At 67.2% G+C, this 20,324-nt stretch carries 15 protein-coding genes and 1 tRNA gene; 10 read left to right on the top strand and 6 right to left on the bottom strand.

From position 1 onward, the window contains the following. Positions 1 to 111: 111 nt before the first annotated feature. From rfaE1 to AQ619_RS17260, 3 genes are all read right to left on the bottom strand, one after another. Positions 112 to 1,569: a D-glycero-beta-D-manno-heptose-7-phosphate kinase gene (rfaE1, locus tag AQ619_RS17270; protein ID WP_062150601.1), complete on the bottom strand. Its 1,458-nt coding sequence runs from the start codon at positions 1,567 to 1,569 to the stop codon at positions 112 to 114. 37 nt (positions 1,570 to 1,606) lie between these two features. Further along, entirely contained in the window at positions 1,607 to 2,536 is a 930-nt protein-coding gene (locus tag AQ619_RS17265) for a cation diffusion facilitator family transporter (RefSeq protein WP_062150598.1), read from the bottom strand. A gap of 73 nt (positions 2,537 to 2,609) precedes the next feature. Next, positions 2,610 to 3,707: a citrate synthase/methylcitrate synthase gene (locus AQ619_RS17260; RefSeq protein WP_062151812.1), complete on the bottom strand. Its 1,098-nt coding sequence runs from the start codon at positions 3,705 to 3,707 to the stop codon at positions 2,610 to 2,612. A 75-nt stretch (positions 3,708 to 3,782) separates the two neighbouring features. Between AQ619_RS17260 and AQ619_RS17255 the strand changes: the two genes are divergently transcribed. Beyond that, positions 3,783 to 4,955 (top strand): citrate synthase family protein, encoded by a 1,173-nt coding sequence (locus tag AQ619_RS17255; protein WP_062150595.1) that lies wholly within the window; start codon positions 3,783 to 3,785, stop codon positions 4,953 to 4,955. A gap of 1,189 nt (positions 4,956 to 6,144) precedes the next feature. On the opposite strand, the gene gltB is transcribed toward AQ619_RS17255, so the two are convergent. Continuing rightward, positions 6,145 to 10,662 (bottom strand): glutamate synthase large subunit, encoded by a 4,518-nt coding sequence (gene gltB, locus AQ619_RS17250; protein WP_062150591.1) that lies wholly within the window; start codon positions 10,660 to 10,662, stop codon positions 6,145 to 6,147. 6 nt (positions 10,663 to 10,668) lie between these two features. Then, positions 10,669 to 12,117 (bottom strand): NAD(P)-dependent oxidoreductase, encoded by a 1,449-nt coding sequence (locus AQ619_RS17245; RefSeq protein ID WP_062150589.1) that lies wholly within the window; start codon positions 12,115 to 12,117, stop codon positions 10,669 to 10,671. 231 nt (positions 12,118 to 12,348) lie between these two features. Here AQ619_RS17245 and AQ619_RS17240 point away from each other — a divergent pair, with 231 nt between their 5' ends. Then, positions 12,349 to 13,149: an undecaprenyl-diphosphate phosphatase gene (locus AQ619_RS17240; RefSeq protein ID WP_062150585.1), complete on the top strand. Its 801-nt coding sequence runs from the start codon at positions 12,349 to 12,351 to the stop codon at positions 13,147 to 13,149. Between the two features lie 78 nt (positions 13,150 to 13,227). On the opposite strand, the gene AQ619_RS17235 is transcribed toward AQ619_RS17240, so the two are convergent. Beyond that, positions 13,228 to 14,193, bottom strand: coding sequence for a complex I NDUFA9 subunit family protein (locus AQ619_RS17235; protein ID WP_062150582.1), 966 nt, complete (start codon positions 14,191 to 14,193; stop codon positions 13,228 to 13,230). A 144-nt stretch (positions 14,194 to 14,337) separates the two neighbouring features. Between AQ619_RS17235 and AQ619_RS17230 the strand changes: the two genes are divergently transcribed. From AQ619_RS17230 to hpf, 8 genes are all read left to right on the top strand, one after another. After that, a tRNA-Leu gene (locus AQ619_RS17230) sits at positions 14,338 to 14,424 on the top strand. Positions 14,425 to 14,583: 159 nt separating this feature from the next. After that, a complete protein-coding gene (locus AQ619_RS17225) occupies positions 14,584 to 15,201 on the top strand; it encodes a ribonuclease D (RefSeq protein ID WP_062150577.1) in 618 nt (205 codons plus the stop codon). Positions 15,202 to 15,287: 86 nt separating this feature from the next. Next, positions 15,288 to 15,824: an LPS export ABC transporter periplasmic protein LptC gene (gene lptC / locus AQ619_RS17220; RefSeq protein WP_335338042.1), complete on the top strand. Its 537-nt coding sequence runs from the start codon at positions 15,288 to 15,290 to the stop codon at positions 15,822 to 15,824. A gap of 49 nt (positions 15,825 to 15,873) precedes the next feature. Further along, positions 15,874 to 16,416 carry an LptA/OstA family protein gene (locus tag AQ619_RS17215; protein WP_062150574.1) on the top strand — a complete coding sequence of 181 codons (543 nt, stop codon included), beginning with the start codon at positions 15,874 to 15,876 and terminating at the stop codon, positions 16,414 to 16,416. Between the two features lie 16 nt (positions 16,417 to 16,432). Beyond that, complete coding sequence (gene lptB, locus AQ619_RS17210) at positions 16,433 to 17,194, top strand: LPS export ABC transporter ATP-binding protein (protein ID WP_166504369.1); 762 nt, start codon at positions 16,433 to 16,435, stop codon at positions 17,192 to 17,194. A gap of 184 nt (positions 17,195 to 17,378) precedes the next feature. After that, the gene (gene rpoN / locus AQ619_RS17205) at positions 17,379 to 18,872 is read left to right on the top strand and encodes an RNA polymerase factor sigma-54 (protein ID WP_062150569.1); all 1,494 of its coding nucleotides are present in this window, start codon (positions 17,379 to 17,381) and stop codon (positions 18,870 to 18,872) included. A 76-nt stretch (positions 18,873 to 18,948) separates the two neighbouring features. Then, complete coding sequence (locus AQ619_RS17200) at positions 18,949 to 19,560, top strand: exopolysaccharide biosynthesis protein (RefSeq protein WP_062150568.1); 612 nt, start codon at positions 18,949 to 18,951, stop codon at positions 19,558 to 19,560. 49 nt (positions 19,561 to 19,609) lie between these two features. Beyond that, positions 19,610 to 20,242, top strand: coding sequence for a ribosome hibernation-promoting factor, HPF/YfiA family (hpf, locus tag AQ619_RS17195; RefSeq protein ID WP_062150565.1), 633 nt, complete (start codon positions 19,610 to 19,612; stop codon positions 20,240 to 20,242). The last annotated feature ends 82 nt before the right edge of the window (positions 20,243 to 20,324 follow it).

The raw sequence follows: 20,324 nt of genomic DNA, 5'->3' as shown, positions 1-20,324 counted from the left end.
CGCTCAGGCTGCATCGAAAGAGCGATGCGCCGGTTTGCTTAACAACCTGTTGCTGAACACTGTTAACCCAAGCAAAGCAGGCGCTTGTGCGACGTTTTGGGCCGGGCCGGCTCAGGGTTTGGCGTTCATTCGGCCGATCAGGGCGGTGGTGCTCTGGCCCGCCTTGAGGTCGGCCAGCAGCACCCTGCCGCCATAGCCGAGCACAACGTCGGAACCGACCACGGTCTCGACGGTGTAGTCGGCACCCTTGACCAGCACATCGGGGCGGAAGGCCTGGATCAGATCCAGAGGGGTGTCCTGGTCGAACAACACCACCAGATCCACCGAGGACAGCGAGGCCAGAACGATGGCGCGGGCCTGTTCGGACTGCACCGGCCGGGTCGGGCCCTTCAGGCGCGAGACCGAGGCATCGGTATTGAGGCCGACGATCAACCGGTCGCAGGCGGCTCGGGACTGGTCCAGCAGCGACACGTGGCCGGGATGCAGCAGGTCAAAACAGCCATTGGTAAAGCCGACCGTCTGGCCGCGGGCCCGCCATCCGGCCACGATCTCCAGGGCCTGGGGCAGGTCGGCGATCTTGATCCTGGCCGGTTCGCCGGCCCGGGAGCGGGCCAGGGCCGTCAGCTCGCCGGCCGTGACGACATCGGTTCCGAGCTTGGCGACCACCAGACCGGCGGCCAGATTGGCCAGACGGGCGGCATCGGCCAGGCCGGCCCCGGCGGCCATGGCCAGGGCCAGGGTCGCGGCTACGGTGTCGCCGGCCCCCGAGACATCGAAGACCTCGACGGCCGTGGCGGGCAGGTGCACGGGCGGCTGGCCCCGGACACTGAGGGTCATGCCGGCCCCGCCGCGGGTGATCAGGGCGGCCTCCAGACCAGGCGCCAGGGCCAGGATCGCCGCGCCGGCGGCTTCCGAGGCCTCGTCGCTGGCCTCGGCAAGGCCGGTGGCCTCGGCGGCTTCCTTGCGGTTGGGCTTGACCAGGGTCGCGCCGTCATAGCGGGCCAGGTTGCGACTCTTGGGATCGACGATCACCGGCTTGCCGGCGGCCCGGGCGGCATCGATGGCCGCGCGGACGATGCCGTCGGTCAGGACGCCCTTGGCATAGTCCGACAGCACCACAACATCGGCACCGGCGAGATGCTGATTGAAGGCGGCCAGCAGCCCGGCGGGCTCGGCGGGCCCGCGATCCTCGCGGTCGACCCGAAGCATCTGGTGCGAGCCGGAGATATAGCGGACCTTTTCGGTCGTCCGGCGGCTGGGGTCGGTAACCAGATGGGCCTCCAGGCCCGCCTCGTCGGCGAGCATGGCGGTCAGGGCGCGGCCGGCCTCGTCATCGCCGATCAGGCCGATCAGCACGGCCCGGCCACCCAGGGCGGCGATGTTGCGGGCGACATTACCTGCCCCGCCCAGCATGGCGGTCTCGCGCTCGACGGCGATCACCGGCACCGGCGCTTCGGGCGAGATGCGGTCGACGGCCCCGTAGATGAAGCGGTCCAGCATCACGTCGCCCAGTACCAGCACGGTCTTGCCGGCAAAGGCCTTGGGCAGTTGGGCCAGGGTGTCGTCCATGCGGGGTCGGCTCGTCTCGAACAGGATCCCGCGCTTACTAGCCGTGATGGGCCTCGGCGAACAGCCCGCCATGGCTCTCGGCCTTACCCCGGGGGTCGGGGTGGATGATGATGTCGGCGGCCGGAAAGGCCTCCAGCAGCCGGTTCTCGGCATTGACCATGATGGTGTGGGCCTCGGCCAGGGAGATGCCGGCCTCGAGGTCGGCATGCATCTGCATGTGGACATAGGGTCCCGAGGCGCGGGTGCGCAGCTGGTGCACGCCCAGAACCCGGGGGTCCTCGGTGGCGAGGGCGACGATCCGCTTGCGGTCCTCGTCGGGCAGTTCGCGGTCCATCAGCTGGTGCGAGGCCTCGCGGAACACCCCGATCGCCCCCCAGATCAGCCACAGGGCGACGATCAGGCCGGCGACGGCGTCGATCCAGACGATTCCCAGAAAGGCAGCTGCGCCGATCCCGATCAGGGCGACGGCATTGGAGCCGAGATCGGCGGCATAGTGGGCCCGGTCGCCAGAGACCGCGATCGAGCCCGTCGATTTCAGCACCTTCGACTGGGCGATGATCAGGCCCAGGGTCAGGACCATCGATACCACCATCACCGCCATGGCGATGCCGCCCTGTTCGACCGGGCGGGGATGGTACAGGGTCCGGATCGCCTCCTGGCCGATCAGGGCCCCGGAGGCGAAGACCAGGCCGCCCTGCATCAGGCTGGAAAAGGCCTCGGCCTTGCCGTGGCCGAAGCGGTGCTCGGCGTCCGGCGGCTCGGCGGCATAGCGCACGGCATAGAAGGTGATCAGCGAGGCCACCAGGTCGAGACCGGAGTCCGATAGCGAGGCCAGCATGGCCACCGAGCCGCTGGCCAGCCAGGCCAGGGTCTTGACCACGATCAGCACGGCCGCGACGGCCACCGACAGGGCGGTGACGCGACGGGTCAGGGCCTGGGTTTCGGGCGACAGGGCAGAGAGGGTCATGCCCGCTCCATACCAAGCCGGGCCGCCGCACCCCAGCGAGAACGACTCGCGCGAGTCGTTCTCGCCTTTGCCGTCAGGCGGCCTGCCGCACCCCGGGTCCGACATAGACCGACTGCGGACGGATCAGCTTGCCGCCGGCCAGCTGTTCGCGGGCATGGGCGATCCAGCCGGCCGTCCGGCCCATGGCGAAGACACAGGTGAAGCTTGCCGGCGGCAGGCCCAGGGCCTCCAGCAGCAGGGCGGTATAGAACTCGACATTGGTGTCCAGCGGCCGGTCGGGTTTGCGCTCGCGCAGGATCTGCAGGGCCGCCTGCTCGACGGCCTCGGCGAAGGCGACGCGGCCGGGCAGGGTCCCCGAGGCCCCTGACAGCCGGCGGACGGCCGCCTTCAGGGCGTCGGCGCGCGGGTCGCGGACGCGATAGATGCGGTGGCCGAACCCCATCAGCCGGTCGCCGCGTGCCAGGGCCTGTTCCAGCCAGGGCCGGGCGTTTTCCGGCGTGCCGATGGCGTCGAGCATGTCGATCACCGGCCCCGGCGCGCCGCCGTGCAGCGGACCCTTCAGGGCCGAGATCCCGCCCAGCACCGCCGAGGTCAGGCCCGCCCGGGTCGAGGCGATCACCCGGGCCGCGAAGGTCGAGGCATTGAGGCCATGGTCGCAGACCGTGACCAGATAGGCGTCCAGGGCCCGGGCCTCGGCCTCGGTCGCGGGCTGGCCCCGGGTCATCCGCAGGATGTCGGCGGCATGGGACAGGGCCGGATCGGGGGCGACCGGGGCCTGGCCGGCCGCGACCCGCAGCACGGCCGGGGTCAGGACGGCCGGGGCGGCCAGCAGCAGCAGGGCCGTCGCCAGATCATCGCCGTCGGGCAGGCGGGCCAGCAGGGCGCGCATGGCCTCGACCGGATCGCGCCTTGCCAGGCCCTCGTCCAGCGCCCCGACCTCGGCGAAGGCCCGGACCCGGGCTGCGCCGAGGGCCGGGGCCAGATCGGCCGGCAGGTCATCGAAAAAGCCGTCGAACAGCAGGTGGGCCGCCTGCTCGAACGGGGTGTGACCGGCGAGATCCTCGACGGCATAGCCGCGAATGACCAGGCGACCATGGGCCCCGTCGACATCGGACAGCACGGTATGGGCGGCGATCACGCCTTCAAGCCCTTGGGCAAGACCATCGGACATTTCAGGTCTCCTTTCGCCGGCCAGATCGCGCTCGTCGCCCTTGATCGTCAATCTTGATCAATATAATCAATCTATATGGCGAATGACTGGCTGGACGCGGAACAGGTGCTGGACCGGCTGGGGATCCGGCCCCAGACCCTCTACGCCTATGTCAGCCGCGGACGGATCGAGGCCGCCGCCCATCCTGATGATCCCCGCCGCAGCCTCTATCGCGCCTCCGATGTCGCTGCCCTCCAGGCCCGCAAGGCGAGGGGCCGGCGCGCGGCCGATGTGGCGGCCGAGGCCATAGCCTGGGGCGAGCCGGTCCTGGCCTCGGCCATCACCACGGTGGCGGGCGGCAGGCTCTGGTATCGCGGCCGCGATGCAGCGGTTCTGGCGCAGGACCACACCCTGGAACAGACGGCGCGGCTGCTGCGCGGCGGCCATGGCGCGGCCTTGAAGGCGGCGCGGGCCGGGGATGTCGTGGCCGGCGAGACCGCTCGCGCCCGCCTCTTCAACGCCCTGGCGCTGCGGGCGGGGGCCGAGGCCCCGGCGCGCGGACGGGCGCCGCTGGCCCTGGCCATGGAGGCCGCCAGCCTGCTCGACGCCGTGGTCGACGCGGCGGCGGGCGAGGTCACCGAAGGCGCAGCCCATCAACGCCTGGCGCGGGCCTGGCGCGTCGATGCAGCGGGCGCCGAGCTGCTGCGGATGACCCTGGTGCTGCTGGCCGACCACGAACTCAATGCCTCGACCTTCGCGGCGCGGGTGGCGGCCTCGACGGGGGCGTCGCTGTCGGCCGCCGCCCTGGCCGGGCTCTGCGCCCTGTCGGGTCCGTTGCACGGCGGCATGGCGGCGCGGGTCGAGGCCTTCGTCGCCGAGGCCGAGCGGACCGGTGCGGCCCGGGCGGTAGGCGCGCGACTGGCGCAGGGATCGTCGACGCCCGGCTTTGGGCATCCGCTCTATCCGGATGGAGATCCCCGGGCGCGGGCCTTGCTGGCGGCGTTCGAGCCGCCCGCCCTGCTGGCGGATCTGCGGCGGGAGACCGAGGCCGCGACGGGCCAACTGCCCAATATCGATTTCGCCCTGGTGGGTCTGGCCCGAGCCCTGGCCCTGCCCGCCGATGCGCCCTTCATCCTGTTCGCCGTGGCGCGCACGGCCGGTTGGCTGGCCCATGCGATCGAGCAGGGCCAGACCGGGCGGTTGATCCGGCCGAGGGCGCGGTATGTGGGTGAGGGGTTGGTTGCGGACGCCGGCGGGCTGAAGGTCTGAGTAGGGTGGGGAGCGGAAGTCAGGCTCAGCAGCGCCCCCTCCGTCACGTCGCCTTTCGGCGCCGCGCCACCTCCCCCGTTTCACGGGGCAGGAGAAGAACAGATGAACCCTCCTGCCCCGTAGCGAAGCGTGCGGGGGAGGTGGCGCGATGCGAATACGCATCGTGACGGAGGGGGCGTCCGGCGTTGGCCGTCAGTTCGGGCAAACTGAAGGCCCGCTCAGTCTCTGAAGCAGACATTGCCCGCCGCCGCGGAGCGGCCGCCCGAAGGGCGGTGTCGGCGGAGTGACCTTTCCAGACCAGCGATCGTCTCGCCGTGAGATTTAAGGATGGCTCCTGCGTGGGCGCGGAGGCGAGGCGGTACTTCTTCCGGCCGACGCCGCAGGCCCCCTCCTGACCTGCTGCGCAGGTCGTCCTCCCCCCTGCGGGGGGAAGATGAGATCGCCGCCCTTCATCTTCCCCCGCCGGGGGAAGACGGTCGCGAAGCGACCCGTAGGGGGCAAGTGCGGGGATAGGGCTCGATCTGTACTCGGCGTTTCCCGTACAAACTCAATTCCAATCAATGCCTTGCAATAAGTCTGATCGCGCCAATCCTCCGCGCTGAATCCGCCCGCATAATGTTCCCACCTGACAGCACGGGAAGGGCGTCCGGCCGGCGACTGAGACGGCTGTCAGGGGTGATCGAGCGGGCTACCGTTCGGGCGACTGCCCGGGCGGCGGTTAATGCGAGGGCGGGGGACGTAAATCCGCCCATCGGAGGTCTGCCAGGGCCTCCGCCCGTCCGAAGGTTCGCTCCGGGTCCCTCCGGAATCGGCGTGGCTGCAGCCCAAGGCTCAAGTCCGTCGCGAGGAGGACAAGGCCCGGGTGGGGTGAAGGGTTGAACCAGACCCGCGCGCCCCGGCCAGAGGGATAACGGTCACGCGGAGCGTTCGTCTTCGTCGAAACGGTACTTCTAAACACCCTCATCCGGGCGAGGCCCGGACGCTCCGCGCCCCTTCCCAACAACTCGGCGGTTTCCGCGCGAGGCTGTGAAGCCGTGTCCGCCAGACTTGCCCCCTACGGACCGCTTCGCGGTCGTCTTCCCCCGGAGGGGGAAGATAAAACGCGCGAACCCCATCTTCCCCCTCCGGGGGAGGACGACCTGCGAAGCAGGTCAGGAGGGGGCAAGTTCTGAGAATCCCAAAAAGCGCCTTAGGCCGCGACCTCTTCCGCCACCAGCGGCTGTGGCAGGCGGCTGACCATCTCCTTGGGGCAGACCTGCCAGAACAGATCCCGCACCCGGTCCCAGTCGCGCAGCAGGGAGGCGGCGAAGGCCGAGTCGGTTTCGCGGGCATGTTCGGCCACCAGGGAGCGCAGCACGCCCTCCCAATAGGGTGAGGCCAGGCGCTGGACGACGATGCTTTCGGGATTGATCTGGGATTCGAACCGGCCGTGCTGGTCGAGGACGAAGGCCATGCCGCCGGTCATGCCGGCCCCGAAATTGCCGCCGGTCGGACCGAGGATCACCACCTGGCCGCCGGTCATGTACTCGCAGCCATTGGCCCCGCAGCCCTCGACCACCGTGGTGGCGCCCGAGTTGCGGACCGCAAAGCGTTCGCCCGCCTGGCCCGCCGCGAACAGCCGGCCAGAGGTGGCGCCGAACAGCACGGTATTGCCGATCAGGGCATTGCTTTCCGGGGCGGCCAGGGTGCGCGAGGGCTTGATGACGATGGTCGCGCCCGACAGGCCCTTGCCGACATAGTCATTGGCCTCGCCGGTCAGTTCGATGCGCAGGCCCTGGACCGCGAAGGCCCCAAGGCTCTGGCCGGCCGAACCCTTGAGCTGGACGGTCAGGTGGCCGGCGGGCAGGCCCTTCATGCCGTACTTGCGGACGATATGGCTGGAGGTGCGGGTGCCGATCGTGCGGGCCGTGCTGCGGACCGTATAGGTCAGCTGCATCTTCTCGCCGCGCTCCAGCAGGGGTGCCGCGTCGCGGACGATCTGGGCGTCGAGGGTGTCGGGCACCTCATTGCGGCCGACGACGGTATTGTAGGGCTTGTTCTGGCCGGGGTCGGCACGAACCAGCAGGGGGTTCAGGTCAAGGTCGTCCAGGTGCTCGCCGCCGCGGCTGACCTGGGCCAGCAGATCGGTGCGGCCGACGATTTCCTGCAGGGACTTGAAGCCCAGACCCGCCAGGATCTCGCGAACCTCCTCGGCGATGAAGGTGAAGAGGTTGATGACCTTGTCCGGCGTGCCGGTGAACTTGGCGCGCAGGGCCTCGTCCTGGGTACAGACCCCGACCGGGCAGGTGTTGGAATGGCACTGGCGCACCATGATGCAGCCCATGGCCACCAGCGAGGCCGTGCCGATGCCGAACTCCTCGGCCCCCAGCATCGCGGCGATGACGATGTCGCGGCCGGTGCGCATGCCGCCGTCGGCCCGCAGCACCACCGAGTGGCGCAGGTTGTTCAGGGTCAGAACCTGGTTGGCTTCCGACAGGCCCATCTCCCAGGGACCACCGGCATATTTCACCGAGGTCTGGGGCGAGGCGCCCGTGCCGCCGACACCGCCGGCGACCAGGATCACGTCCGCCTTGGCCTTGGCGACCCCGGCGGCGATGGCGCCGATGCCGGTCATGGCCACCAGCTTGACCGTCACCCGGGCGACAGGGTTGATCTGCTTGAGGTCATAGATCAGCTGGGCCAGGTCCTCGATCGAATAGATATCGTGGTGCGGCGGCGGGCTGATCAGCATGACGCCGGGCGTCGCATGACGCAGACGGGCGATCATCTCGGTGACCTTGAAGCCGGGCAGCTGGCCGCCCTCGCCGGGTTTGGCACCCTGGGCGACCTTGATCTCCAGCTCGACGCATTCGTTCAGATATTCGGCCGTGACCCCGAACCGTCCCGAGGCCACCTGCTTGATGGCGCTGTTGGGATTGTCGCCATTGGGCAGGGGCTTGTAGCGGGCCGAGTCCTCGCCGCCCTCGCCCGAGACGGATTTCGCCCCGATGCGGTTCATGGCGATGTTCAGCATGCCGTGGGCTTCCGGGCCGAGGGCCCCGAGGCTCATGCCGGGGGTCACGAAACGCTTGCGGATCTCGTTGACGCTCTCGACGTCGTCGGTCGAGATCGGGCTGCGGTCCGAGCGCCAGTCCAGCAGGTCGCGCAGCTGGATCGGCTTCTGGGTCCGCAGGCCGTTGGACCAGCGGCGATAGAGCTCATAGTCCCCGCTGTCGCAGGCGCTTTGCAGGGTGTGGATCAGGCGCGCCTCGAAGGCGTGGGCCTCACCCGACTTGCGCAGCTTGTAGAGGCCGCCGACCGGCAGGGTCACCGCCGCCGGGCCCCAGGCCTTGCGATGCAGCTCGACCGCCTTGCTCTCGACGCCGGCCAGACCGATGCCGGAGATGCGCGACGGCATGCCGGGGAAGAACTCGGCGGCCAGGGCCCGCGACAGGCCGACGGCCTCGAAGTTATAGCCACCGCGATAGGACGAGATGACGCTGATGCCCATCTTGGAGATGATCTTCAGCAGACCGGCCTCAATGGCCCCCTTGAAGTTCAGGCAGACGTCCTTCAGCGACCTGTCGCCGAGCAGGCCGCGCTCCAGCCGGTCCTGGAAGGTTTCCTGGGCCAGATAGGCATTAACCGCCGTGGCCCCGACCCCGACCAGCACCGCGAAATAGTGCGTGTCGAGACACTCGGCCGAGCGGACGATGATCGAGACATAGGAGCGCAGGCCCTTGCCGACCAGGTGGCTGTGAACCCCCCCGGTGGCCAGGATCATCGGCAGGGCGACCCGGTCCTCGCGGCTGTTCTCGTCAGTCAGGACAATGGCCCCGCAGCCGCGCAGGACGGCGTCCTCGGCCTCGGCCCGGATGCGGTCGAGATTGGCGCGCAGGGCGTCGCCGGCCCGGGCCTCGGGGGCGGGCAGGGGCATGGTGCAGTCGATGACGACGACGTTCTTCTCGCCCAGCAGGCCCTGGATACGCTCATACATGCCGGTGGTCAGGACCGGGCTCTGCAGCACGTAAACGTCGGCCTGGGCGGCGTCCTGGGCCAGGATGTTGCCTAGGTTCTTGAACCTGGTCTTCAGGCTCATGACATTGGTTTCCCGCAGCGGATCGATCGGCGGGTTGGTGACCTGGCTGAAGTTCTGGCGGAAGAAGTGGCTGAGCGGCCGGTACTTTTCCGAGAGGACGGCCAGGGGGCTGTCATCGCCCATCGAGCCGACGGCTTCCTTGCCGTCCTCGACCATGGGGGCGAGGATCATCTCGAGATCCTCGAGGCTGAGGCCAGCGGCAGCCTGGCGGCGGATCAGCTCTTCGCGGCCATAGCGGCGCGGTTCGGGACCCGGGCCGATCTCCTTTTCGAGATCGACCATATTGCCCAGCCATTCCGTATAGGGGTGGCGGCCGGCCAGTTCATCGATGATCTCGTCCTCGCCGTAGAGACGGCCTTCGGCCAGGTCGATGGCGATCATCCGGCCCGGAGCGATGGCCAGCTTGCGGGTGATGCGGCTCTCGGCCACGCCGCACATGCCGGCTTCCGAACCCATGATCACCAGACCGTCGTCGGTATAGGCCACGCGCAGCGGACGCAGGCCCGAGCGGTCCTTGCCGGCCACGACCCAGCGGCCGTCGGTGGCGCAGAGGGCGGCCGGACCGTCCCAGGGCTCCATGACGGCATTGCAATAGGAATAGAGCGCCTGGTGGGCCGCGGACAGGCCGGGACCCGAGGCCTCCGGCACCAGCAGGGCCTTGGCCATCGGCGCGTCGCGACCGGCGCGGACCAGGACCTCGAAGGTATTGTCCAGGCTGGCCGAGTCCGACCCGCCGGGCTGGATCACTGGTTTGACGTCATCCCCGAACTCGCCGAAGGCCTGGGCGGCCATCTTGATCTCGTGGGACTTCATCCAGTTGATGTTGCCCTTGATCGTGTTGATTTCGCCATTGTGGGCGAGCATCCGGAAGGGCTGGGCCAGACGCCATTCGGGGAAGGTATTGGTCGAATAGCGCTGGTGGAAGATCGCCACATTGGCGGCGAAGCGGTCGTCCTTAAGGTCGGGATAGAACTCGTCGATGGCCTCAGCCAGGAACATGCCCTTGTAGATCAGCGACTTGGCCGACAGCGAGCAGATGTAGAAGCCCGACAGATTCTGGGCGTGGACGCGCTTTTCGATCCGCTTGCGGCACAGGAACAGGGCGCGCTCCAGGGCCTCGCCTTCCAGGCCGGCCGGGGCGGCCAGCATGATCTGCTCGATTTCCGGCCGGGTGGCATTGGCCTTTTCGCCGATCACGGCGGTGTTCACCGGCACCTGGCGCCAGCCATAGATGTAGAAGCCGAAACGCAGGGCCTCGGCCTCGACGATCGTGCGGCAGGCCTCCTGGGCCCCCAGATCGGTGCGCGGCAGGAAGATCTGGCCGACGGCGATGGCCCCGGCCCGCAGGGCGTGGCCGGTGCGGCGCACCTGGTCGGTGAAGAAGTCCTGCGGCACCGACAGCAGGATGCCGGCCCCGTCGCCGGTCTTGCCGTCGGCGTCGACCGCCCCGCGGTGCCAGAGGGCCTTCAGGGCCTTGATGGCCAGTTCGACCACTTCGCGGCGCGGCGTGCCGTCGATGGCGCAGACCAGGCCGACGCCGCAGGCGTCGCGCTCGGTGGTCGGATCATAGGCGTGACCGTCGATCAGGCGCTGGCGATTGGCCAGATAGTGCTGGATGTCTTGGCTCATGATCTTCTACTCCGCCGCGATCAGCGCCGCAGCGCTGACCCTGGACTTCAGATAGCGGTGCATGGCATCGGCGGCGTCGCGGCCGTCCTTGATCGCCCAGACCACGAGGGAAGCGCCGCGCACGATGTCGCCGGCTGCGAACACGCCGTCCAGATTGGTCATCTGGTTGCGGACATCGGCCTTCACCGTGCCCCAGCGCGTGGTCTTAAGGTCGGGGGCCGAAAACCTCTCCGGCAGGTTTTCGGGCTCGAAGCCGAGGGCCTTGACCACCAACTGGGCCGGGCGATCGAAATCGCCGCCCTCGATCTCTTCCGGCGACTGGCGGCCCGAGGCGTCCGGGGCACCCAGACGCATGCGGATGGCGCGCACGCCGGTGACGGCCTCGACATCGCCCGACAGGGCGCGGGGCGCGGCCAGCCATTCGAAGGTCACGCCTTCTTCCTCGGCATTGGCCACTTCGCGCAGGGAGCCGGGCATATTGGCCTTGTCGCGGCGATAGAGGCAGGTGACCGAGGTCGCGCCCTGGCGGATGGCGGTGCGGACGCAGTCCATGGCGGTGTCGCCGCCGCCGACCACGACCACATCCTTGCCCTCGGCGTTCAGGGTGCCGTTCTCATAGTCGGCGACGGTGTCGCCAAGACCGGTGCGGTTGGACGCGATCAGATAGTCGAGCGCCGGCACCACACCCTGGCTGCCGGAGCCCGGGACCACCAGATCACGGGCGGCATAGACGCCGGTGGCGATCAGCACGGCGTCATGCCTGTCGCGCAGGTCCTGCAGGCTGGCGTCGCGGCCGACCTCGAAGCCCAGCTTGAAGACCACTCCGCCCTCGGCCAGGCGGACGGTGCGACGCTCGACGACGTCCTTTTCCAGCTTGAAGCCGGGAATGCCGTAGATCAGCAGGCCGCCGGCCCGATCGTGCCGGTCATAGACCACGACCTCATGGCCCTGCTCGCGCAGCAGTTCGGCGGCGGCGAGGCCGGCGGGCCCGGCCCCGATGATCCCTACCGACTGTCCGGTCGCGGCACCAGCGACCAGGGGCTTCACCCAGCCCATCTCCCAGGCCTTATCGGTCAGGTAGCGCTCTACCGAACCGATGGTCACGGTGCCGTGGCCCGACTGCTCGATCACGCAGTTGCCTTCGCACAGACGGTCCTGCGGGCAGATTCTACCGCAGACCTCCGGCATGGAATTGGTGGCCTGGGACAGCTGATAGGCCTCTTCCAGACGGCCCTCGGCGGTCATCCGCAGCCAGTCGGGGATGTTGTTGTGCAGCGGGCAGTGGGTCTGGCAGAACGGCACGCCGCATTGCGAGCAACGCGAGGCCTGCTCGGTCGCCTTGGCGTCGATGAAGTCGGCATAGATCTCGTGGAAGTCGCCATTACGGGCTTCCGCCGCCCGCTTTTCAGGCGTTTTACGGGCCACCGTGGTGAATTTCAGCATGCGCTCGGCCATGCGACTTCCCTCGCCCCGTTGCCGGGAGAAAAATTGCGTATGGCGGGCTCATAAGGACTCTTTTCCGCAAGAAGAATGCGGTGGTCCATATAATTGACTTTTATATGCAGGACCTCCCGCATAGCGCTGCGAGATACTCGCATCTGGGCGCAGAATTAGTCCACTTTATAGATGAACTCCTTGTTTACCGTGTCAGGCGCACGCCGGGGGCCTGTGTCCTGGGGGAAGCCGATGCCGGATTGGTTGATCGCAATCGTGTTGGGCCTGATCGAAGGCCTGACCGAATTCATTCCTGTGTCCTCTACGGGACATCTTCTGCTGGTCGGTCATTTTCTGGGCTTCCACAGCCCCGGAAACACCTTTCAGGTTCTGATCCAGCTTGGCGCGATCCTTGCCATTACCGGGGTCTATTTCGGCCGCCTCTGGGGACTGCTGACCACGGCGCCGAGCGATCCCGGCTCGCGCCGTTTCATTCTGGGCGTCTTCCTGGCCTTCCTGCCGGCGGTCGTTGTCGGCGTACTGGCCCACGACTTCATCAAGACGGTCCTTTACGAATCGCCGTTGCTGGTCTGCATCACCCTCATCACCGGCGGGTTCGCCCTGCTGGCCCTGGACCGCATGAAGCTTGAGCCGCGCTATACCGACGTTTCCGACTATCCGCTGAAGACCGCCTTTATCATCGGCCTGTTCCAGTGCCTGGCCCTGGTGCCGGGCGTCTCGCGTTCGGGGGCAACCATCGCCGGTGCCTTGCTGCTCAAGTGCGACAAGCGTTCGGCCGCCGAGTTCAGTTTCTTCCTCGCCATGCCGACCATGGCCGGCGCATTTGCCTATGACCTCTACAAGAACATCGACAAGCTCAGCACCAATGACCTGGGCCTGATCGGCCTTGGCTTCCTGGCGGCGCTGGTCTCCGGCGTCTTTGTGGTCAAGACGGTGCTGGACTTCATCAGCAAGCACGGCTTCGCGCCGTTCGCCTGGTGGCGGATCGCTGTGGGCGTCGTGGGGCTGGGGCTCCTGTACATCCCGCGCTGATCTGGCAGGGGCGCAGGGTCAAAATAAAAGGGCGGACACTGCGGTGCCCGCCCTCTTTCGTTCCGGCCTGGCCAGCGCTTAGAAGGCCCCCGCCGGGGTCGGGGCGTACTGGCCGCCCTTCCGGTAGCGATAGAGGTAGGACGGCACGATCGCCTCGATGCTGGTCGGGACGATACCGGCCTCGGCCAGGCCCGGCAGGCCATGGTCGGCGACATTGTCGCTCTTCAGCATCTCGACCTGGTCGCTGGTGATCGGCGGGGCGATCGGCAGGAGGCCCGCCATCAGGTCGCCGACTTGGCCCAGCAGGCGCGCGACAGGCCGGGGCAAGGCCACGAGGGCGCGGTCGCGGCCGGTTTCGGTCAGGATCAGCTGCAAGATCTGGCGCATGGTGAAGATACCGGGGCCGCCCAGTTCATAGGTCAGGCCCTCGGCTTCCGGGTGGCTGGCCGCCCGGGCAATCACGGCTGCGACGTCGCCCACGAAAACCGGTTGGAAGCGGGTCTCGCCACCGACCAGGGGCAGGGCCGGGCTGATTGCGGCCATCTGGCCAAACTTGTTGAAGAAATTGTCCTCAGGCCCAAAGACCACCGACGGGCGGATGATCACCGCCCCCGGGAAGACGGCGCGGACCGCCGCCTCGCCCTCGGCCTTGGTGCGGGCGTACTTGGCCTCGGACTTGGCATCGGCGCCGATGGCGCTGATCTGCACGAAGCGGCTGACACCGGCCGCCTTGGCGCGCTCGGCCAGGGTCTGGGCGCCCATCACATGGACGGCCTGGAATTTCTGGCGGCCCGATTCGTACAGCAGACCCACCAGGTTCACACAGGCCTCGGCCCCTTCCAGCGCCCGGTCCACCGAGGCGAGGTTGCGAACATTGGCCTGGACGACCTCGATCTGGCCGACATCGCCCAGCATTCGCATCCTGTAGGCCAGGTTGGGCTGGCGCACCGCCACGCGAACGCGGTGGCCCGCCTTGGCGAGCTGCCGCACGACCTGGCTGCCGACGAAGCCGGAGCCGCCGAACACTGTGACCAGACCTTGCATCTTCAATCCCCGTCGCCTGCGATGATGCGGGGGATAGACGACCGCGAGAGGCTTCGCAACGAAATGCGCGATTTGGCGATTGACGGCATCAAAACCTTTCCCTAAACGTCCCGGCCTCGCGGCGATCCACGGATCGCTCTGCGGGCCCAGGTGGCGGAATTGGTAGACGCGCTGGCTTCAGGTGCCAGTGATCGAAAGGTCGTGGAGGTTCGAGTCCTCTCCTGGGCACCACCCCCTACCAACCTTCGTAAGAAGGTCGGGGTGGCGCCGATAGTTCCTTCCGAATAGATATCTCTTTCATCGTGATTATAGTGTCGCGCGCACCCGTTCGGGCACGCGAGCCTCGGCGACGTCTGTCGTTCAGGCCTGTCGCCGGAGAGCTCTGAGACCTTGGCCAATTTTGTTCATGTGGGCGACCTGCCCGACGGCACCTTTGCCGGCGCGACGGCGGTAGCGATCGATTCGGAAACCATGGGCCTGCGCCTGGGACGAGACCCGCTTTGCGTGGTGCAGCTGTCGTCTGGTGACGGAGACGCCCATCTGGTCCAGCTGGACCGGACCACCTATGACGCGCCGAACCTCAAGCGCCTGCTGACCGATCCGACGGTCCTGAAGCTGTTCCACTTCGGCCGCTTTGATATTGCCATGTTCCTGCTGCATCTCGGGGTGATGACCGCGCCCGTCTATTGCACCAAGATCGCCTCGAAGCTGGCCCGCACCTATACCGACCGTCATGGCCTCAAGGACGTGACGCGCGAACTGCTCGGCGTCGAGCTGTCCAAGGCCCAGCAGAGCTCGGACTGGGGAGCTGCCAGCCTCAGCCCCGAACAGGTGGCCTATGCCGCCTCCGACGTGCTCCACCTGCACGGGCTGCGTGATCGGCTCAATGCCATGCTGGTGCGCGAGGGACGTATGCCCCTGGCCCAGGCCGCTTTCGACTTCCTGCCTCACCGTGCCGCCCTCGATCTGGCTGGTTGGGAAGAGGTCGACATTTTCGCGCACACCTGACCGTGACGGCCGCCGCGACCATGCCAGGACGACCGATCGCCCGGGATCTGGGTCGGTGGCGTCAGCGTTCGCGTCGCGTCCGGCTGATGCGGATTGTGCTGCCGGCCGTGATCGGCCTGATCCTGGTCGGCGTGGCCGGCCAGGTGGCCTGGCGCTCGATGCGCGCCGCCGCCCGTCCGCCGGCAGAGGCCAAGACCCAGATCCGCATGATCTCGCCGAGGTTTTATGGCCAGTCCGGCGACGGCCGCAGCTTCATGATCACCGCGCGGTCGGCCCTGCGTGACGACAATGACATGCAGAATGTCCGGCTCGATGCGCCAACCCTGACCCTCGGCTTCGACGAGCCCCAGCCCAGCCGGGTGACGGCGAAGTCGGGGATCTATCGCGAGGATACGATGATGCTGTCGCTCAGTGGCGATGTCCGCATCGATGATGGGTCCGGCTATCGCTTCGCGTCGGAAGAGGCGGTGGTCGACACCCGGACCGGAAATATCAGTGGTGAAACGGCCATGCTGGGCGAAGGTCCGACAGGGCAGGTGAAATCCAACGCCTACACCGTATATGACAAGGGCGACCGGGTCGTTTTCAGGGGTGGGGTTCGCACCCGGCTCGAACGGAAGTAAGTAGAGGCGCGCGGCATGGCCGTGCTTCGCAGATAAGGACTCTGACTTGATGCAGCGTTGGATGGCAGCGGCGGCGACCGCACTGATCCTGGCGAGCGGCTCGGCCTTCGCCCAGAGCATCAACGACTCCAGCGCGCCCGTGGACATATCTGCGGACGAGCAGGAAAACATCAACAGCCAGTGCCGGACGATCTTCCGCGGCAATGTCGAGATGCTTCAGGACAAGAGCCGGCTGCGCGCCAGCGTGGTCAATGCCTATTCGACCCGCAAGCCGGGGGCGCAGCCCGGGTCGAACGGCTGTGGCGATGTCGATCATGTGGAAGCCGACGGCGACGTCTATTTCGTCAACCAGGACCAGACGGTCCGGGGCGACCGTGCGGTCTTCACCTATGCCAATGACACCATCGTCATCACCGGCAATGTCATCGTCGTGCGCGGCCAGGACGTGGCGCGTGGCGACCGTATGACGGTCAATACCAAGACCAATGACGTGAAGCTGGAATCCAGCGCCAAGGGGCGGGGCAAGACCGGGCGGGTGCGCTCGGTGATCTATCCCGAAAAGTCCCAGACCCCGGCTCCGGCCAACCGTTAGGCTCGATCGCATGAAGATGACGCCCCTTGGCGATGCCGATCGCCCCGAAGCTGACGGCCTGTTCGTCGACGCCATCGGCAAGTCGTTTGGCGACCGCCCGGTGGTCAAGAGCGTCTCCCTGCGCCTCAAGCGCGGCGAGGTCGCCGGCCTGCTAGGGCCGAATGGCGCGGGCAAGACCACCTGTTTCTACATGATCACAGGCCTGATCGCCGCCGACTACGGCTCGATCTATCTGGACGGCGAAGACATCACCGCCCAGCCCATGTTCCAGCGCGCCCGCCTCGGCGTCGGCTATCTGCCGCAGGAAGCCTCGATCTTCCGGGGCATGACGGTCGAGCAGAATGTCATGGCTGTGGTCGAGATGCGCGAGAAGGACCCGCGCGCCGCCGCCGAGACGGTGACCAACATCCTCGAGGAACTGCGGATCACCCATATCCGCAAGTCACCGGCCGTGGCCCTGTCGGGCGGCGAGCGGCGGCGGGTGGAAATCGCCCGCGCCCTGGCCAGCGAACCGTCCTTCATGCTGCTGGACGAACCCTTTGCCGGCATCGACCCCCTGGCCATTGCCGACATCCGCGAGGTCATTGGCTATCTGAAGGCCCGTGGCATCGGCATCCTGATCACCGACCACAATGTCCGCGAGACCCTCGACATCATCGACCGGGCCTCGATCATTCATGCGGGCGAGGTGCTTTTCGAGGGCTCGCCCAAGGAAATTGTCGACGATCCGGAAGTGCGCCGGGTTTATCTCGGCGATCATTTCGCCGAGCGCGTCTAGGCATTTCTGCCTGAAATTCAATGACTTGATCCGCTTCACCGCCTCGCCGCAGGTGGTGGATCCAGAGGGCATGAGACGTCGCAAGGTCGCACCGGCCCGATAATTGCAGGCGTTGGCGAGGCGTTAACCTCCTTGGCCTTTCAATGGCGATCGAAACTTTGTTCGATTTGCCCAGGAGGGCGCATTGGCGCTCAGCCACAGACTTGAGCTCAGGCAGGGCCAGGGCCTCGTCATCACCCCGCAGCTGCAGCAGGCGATCAAGCTGCTGCAGCTGTCGAACATCGAGCTCGACGCCTTCGTCGAGGCCGAGCTGGAGCGCAATCCGCTCCTGCAACGCGATGAGGGAGAGAGCGAAGTCGCGTCCGAGGCAGAGCGCGAGCCCCTGGCCAGCGATCTGGGCGTCGATGTCGTGGCCGAAGGCTCGGCCAATCATGAAATGGATGCCACCCCGGACGAGGTTTCGCCCGGCGAGCGCGCGACCGGCGATGGTGAACAGGCCGGTGAGGCCGGTGGCCAGATCGACTGGTCGCGGGCCGGAGGCGGTGGCTCCTTCGACCATGACGGCGACTATGAAGGGGCCCTGACTGCGGTTCCGACCCTATCGGAGCACCTGCAGGGCCAGCTGAGCCAGTCCGGCCTGTCGGTCAGTGAACAGCTTGTGGCGACGATCCTGATCGATGGGGTCGATGAGGGCGGCTATCTGCGCCTCGACCTGGTCGAGACGGCCGATCGCCTGGGCTGCGACCTCTCCCTGGTCGAGCGGGTCCTGACCGTGGTCCAGGGCTTCGAGCCGACCGGCGTTTGCGCCCGCGACCTGCGCGAATGCCTGGCCCTGCAGCTCAAGGACCAGAACCGCTACGACCCGGCCATGGCTGCTCTGCTCGACAATCTCGAGCTGCTGGCCCGCCGGGACATGGCCGGTCTGCGCAAGGCCTGCAGTGTCGATGAGGAAGACCTGCGGGAGATGATCGGCGAGATCCGCGCCCTGAACCCCCGACCCGGCGCGGCCTATGCCAGCGACACCGCCGAGACCCTGGTGCCCGACGTCCATGTCCGCGAGGGCCTGGGCGGCATGTGGCATGTGGAGCTCAATACCGACACCCTGCCCCGCGTTCTGGTTGACCAGCGCTATCACGCCCGGGTCGCCAAGGGCGCGCGGACGGACCAGGAAAAGACCTTCGTGTCCGACTGCATGGCCACGGCCAACTGGCTGGTCAAAAGTCTCGATCAGCGGGCCAAGACCATCCTCAAGGTCTCCAGCGAGATCGTCCGCCAGCAGGACGGCTTCCTGGCCTTCGGTGTCGAGCACCTGCGGCCGCTGAACCTGAAGACCGTCGCTGACGCCATCGGCATGCACGAGAGCACGGTGAGCCGGGTCACTTCCAACAAGTACATCGCTACGCCGCGCGGCGTGTTCGAACTGAAATTCTTCTTCACCTCGGCCATCCAGTCGTCAGAGGGCGGCGAGGCCCATTCGGCCGCCAGTGTGCGGCACAAGATCAAGGGCCTGGTCGAGGCCGAGAAGGCCGAAAAGGATGTCCACTCCGACGATGCCATCGTCGAGATCCTCAAGGCCGCCGGAGTCGACATCGCCCGGCGCACCGTCGCCAAGTACCGCGAAGCCATGCGGATCCCTTCGTCCGTGGAGCGCCGGCGCCTGATCAAGGAAACCGCCTGAGCAGAACGGCAGGTCCGGCGATCTTCATCACCCGTTGTCGGGTCGTGCGTTATAGGCTCCAGCAGCAGGAGCAAGCATGTCGACCGATAGCCTAGCGGATGTGATCGAAGGGTTTGGCGAGGATACCCGTCCGATCCTGACCGTCGGTCAGATGCTGGAGGCCTTCGACAGCCGCGCTTTCGGTGCCATGCTGCTGGTGTTCGGGGCCCTGAACTGCCTGCCCCTGCCGCCGGGCTCCTCAACCGTGCTCAGCCTGCCGATCCTGCTGCTGGCCCCGCAAGTCGCCCTGGGGGCCGATGCGCCCTGGCTGCCCCGGGGCATGCTCGACCGTCCCCTCAAGCGCGATGGCCTGCGCGGCCTGTTCCGCAGACTGACACCCGTGGTCAAGCGCATGGAGATGATCACCCGTCCGCGCCTGGACTGGCTGTTCAGCCCACTGGGCGAACGGATGATCGGCGTGGTCTGCACCCTGCTGGCCCTGGTCCTGATTCTGCCCATCCCCCTGGGCAATCTGGCCCCCGGCGCGACGGTGGCGATCCTGTCTCTGGCCCTGTTGCAGAGGGACGGGTTGCTGGCCCTTCTGGGCTATCTGATGGCCCTGGTCAGCCTGGGTCTGCTGTTCGTCAGCGCCGGTGTGGTGGTGGCTGCAGTCCAGCGGATCATCGGTCTGGTTTCGAGCTTTTTCTGATCTCCATACGGCGCTTGACACCGCCTCCGGAGAGGCGCGTTGTTAGGGCATGCAAGTCCAAGTCTCCGGCAAGCATGTCGACGTTGGTGAGGCTCTGCGAGCGCGAGTCTCCGACGAAATCACCCTGAGCATCGGCAAGTATTTTGACCGCGGCGGCCATGCCGACGTGGTCATCAGCAAGGAGGGCCATGCCTTCCGGGCCGACTGTTCGGTAAAACTGGCTTCGGGCCAGCAACTGATCAGCCATGGAGCGGGCGGTGACGCCCATGCGGCGTTCGACGCCGCCCTGGCCAAGATCGAGACCCGGATCAGGCGTTACAAACGACGATTAAAAAGCCACTCGATCGCGGCCACCGCGAAGCAGGCTGAAAATGCCGCGATGTATGTGCTGCGCGCACCGGATGTGGATGATCACGAGGACGACGACTGGGGCGGCGATGAGGCCCACCCGGCCGGCGCCCCTTCGGCCATGATCATCGCTGAAACCCAGTCCTCTTTGAAGATAATGACTGTTTCCATGGCTGTCATGGAACTGGACTTGACCGAGTCCCAGGCAATCGTGTTTAGGAACGCCGCCCATGACGGATTGTCCGTGGTGTATCGGCGACCAGACGGAAATATCGGCTGGATCGATCCCGAACGCACCAAGTCGCTGAACGGGAACGGGTCAACCGCGAGCTAACGGGATCCTGTCAGGATCCTGGTCGTTCTGGAGGGCCCTCGACGATGGCGTTGCGGTGACCGACAGCAAGTGAGCGTTTAAG

This window comes from Caulobacter henricii (assembly GCF_001414055.1).
GTDB lineage: Bacteria > Pseudomonadota > Alphaproteobacteria > Caulobacterales > Caulobacteraceae > Caulobacter > Caulobacter henricii.
The sequence above is the reverse complement of the archived record's forward strand: the minus strand, read 5'-3'. Positions and strand labels throughout refer to the sequence as shown.

Bases quoted from the DNA above. Each gene is read 5' to 3' on its own strand.
- AQ619_RS17265 (WP_062150598.1), bottom strand. From the start codon at position 2,536: ATGACCCTCTCTGCCCTGTCGCCCGAAACCCAGGCCCTGACCCGTCGC.
- AQ619_RS17245 (WP_062150589.1), bottom strand. From the start codon at position 12,117: ATGGCCGAGCGCATGCTGAAATTCACCACGGTGGCCCGTAAAACGCCT.
- AQ619_RS17200 (WP_062150568.1), top strand. From the start codon at position 18,949: ATGTCGACCGATAGCCTAGCGGATGTGATCGAAGGGTTTGGCGAGGAT.
- lptC (WP_335338042.1), top strand. From the start codon at position 15,288: ATGCGGATTGTGCTGCCGGCCGTGATCGGCCTGATCCTGGTCGGCGTG.
- AQ619_RS17260 (WP_062151812.1), bottom strand. From the start codon at position 3,707: ATGTCCGATGGTCTTGCCCAAGGGCTTGAAGGCGTGATCGCCGCCCAT.
- AQ619_RS17240 (WP_062150585.1), top strand. From the start codon at position 12,349: ATGCCGGATTGGTTGATCGCAATCGTGTTGGGCCTGATCGAAGGCCTG.
- lptB (WP_166504369.1), top strand. From the start codon at position 16,433: ATGACGCCCCTTGGCGATGCCGATCGCCCCGAAGCTGACGGCCTGTTC.
- AQ619_RS17255 (WP_062150595.1), top strand. From the start codon at position 3,783: ATGGCGAATGACTGGCTGGACGCGGAACAGGTGCTGGACCGGCTGGGG.
- AQ619_RS17235 (WP_062150582.1), bottom strand. From the start codon at position 14,193: ATGCAAGGTCTGGTCACAGTGTTCGGCGGCTCCGGCTTCGTCGGCAGC.
- hpf (WP_062150565.1), top strand. From the start codon at position 19,610: ATGCAAGTCCAAGTCTCCGGCAAGCATGTCGACGTTGGTGAGGCTCTG.
- AQ619_RS17215 (WP_062150574.1), top strand. From the start codon at position 15,874: ATGCAGCGTTGGATGGCAGCGGCGGCGACCGCACTGATCCTGGCGAGC.
- gltB (WP_062150591.1), bottom strand. From the start codon at position 10,662: ATGAGCCAAGACATCCAGCACTATCTGGCCAATCGCCAGCGCCTGATC.
- rfaE1 (WP_062150601.1), bottom strand. From the start codon at position 1,569: ATGGACGACACCCTGGCCCAACTGCCCAAGGCCTTTGCCGGCAAGACC.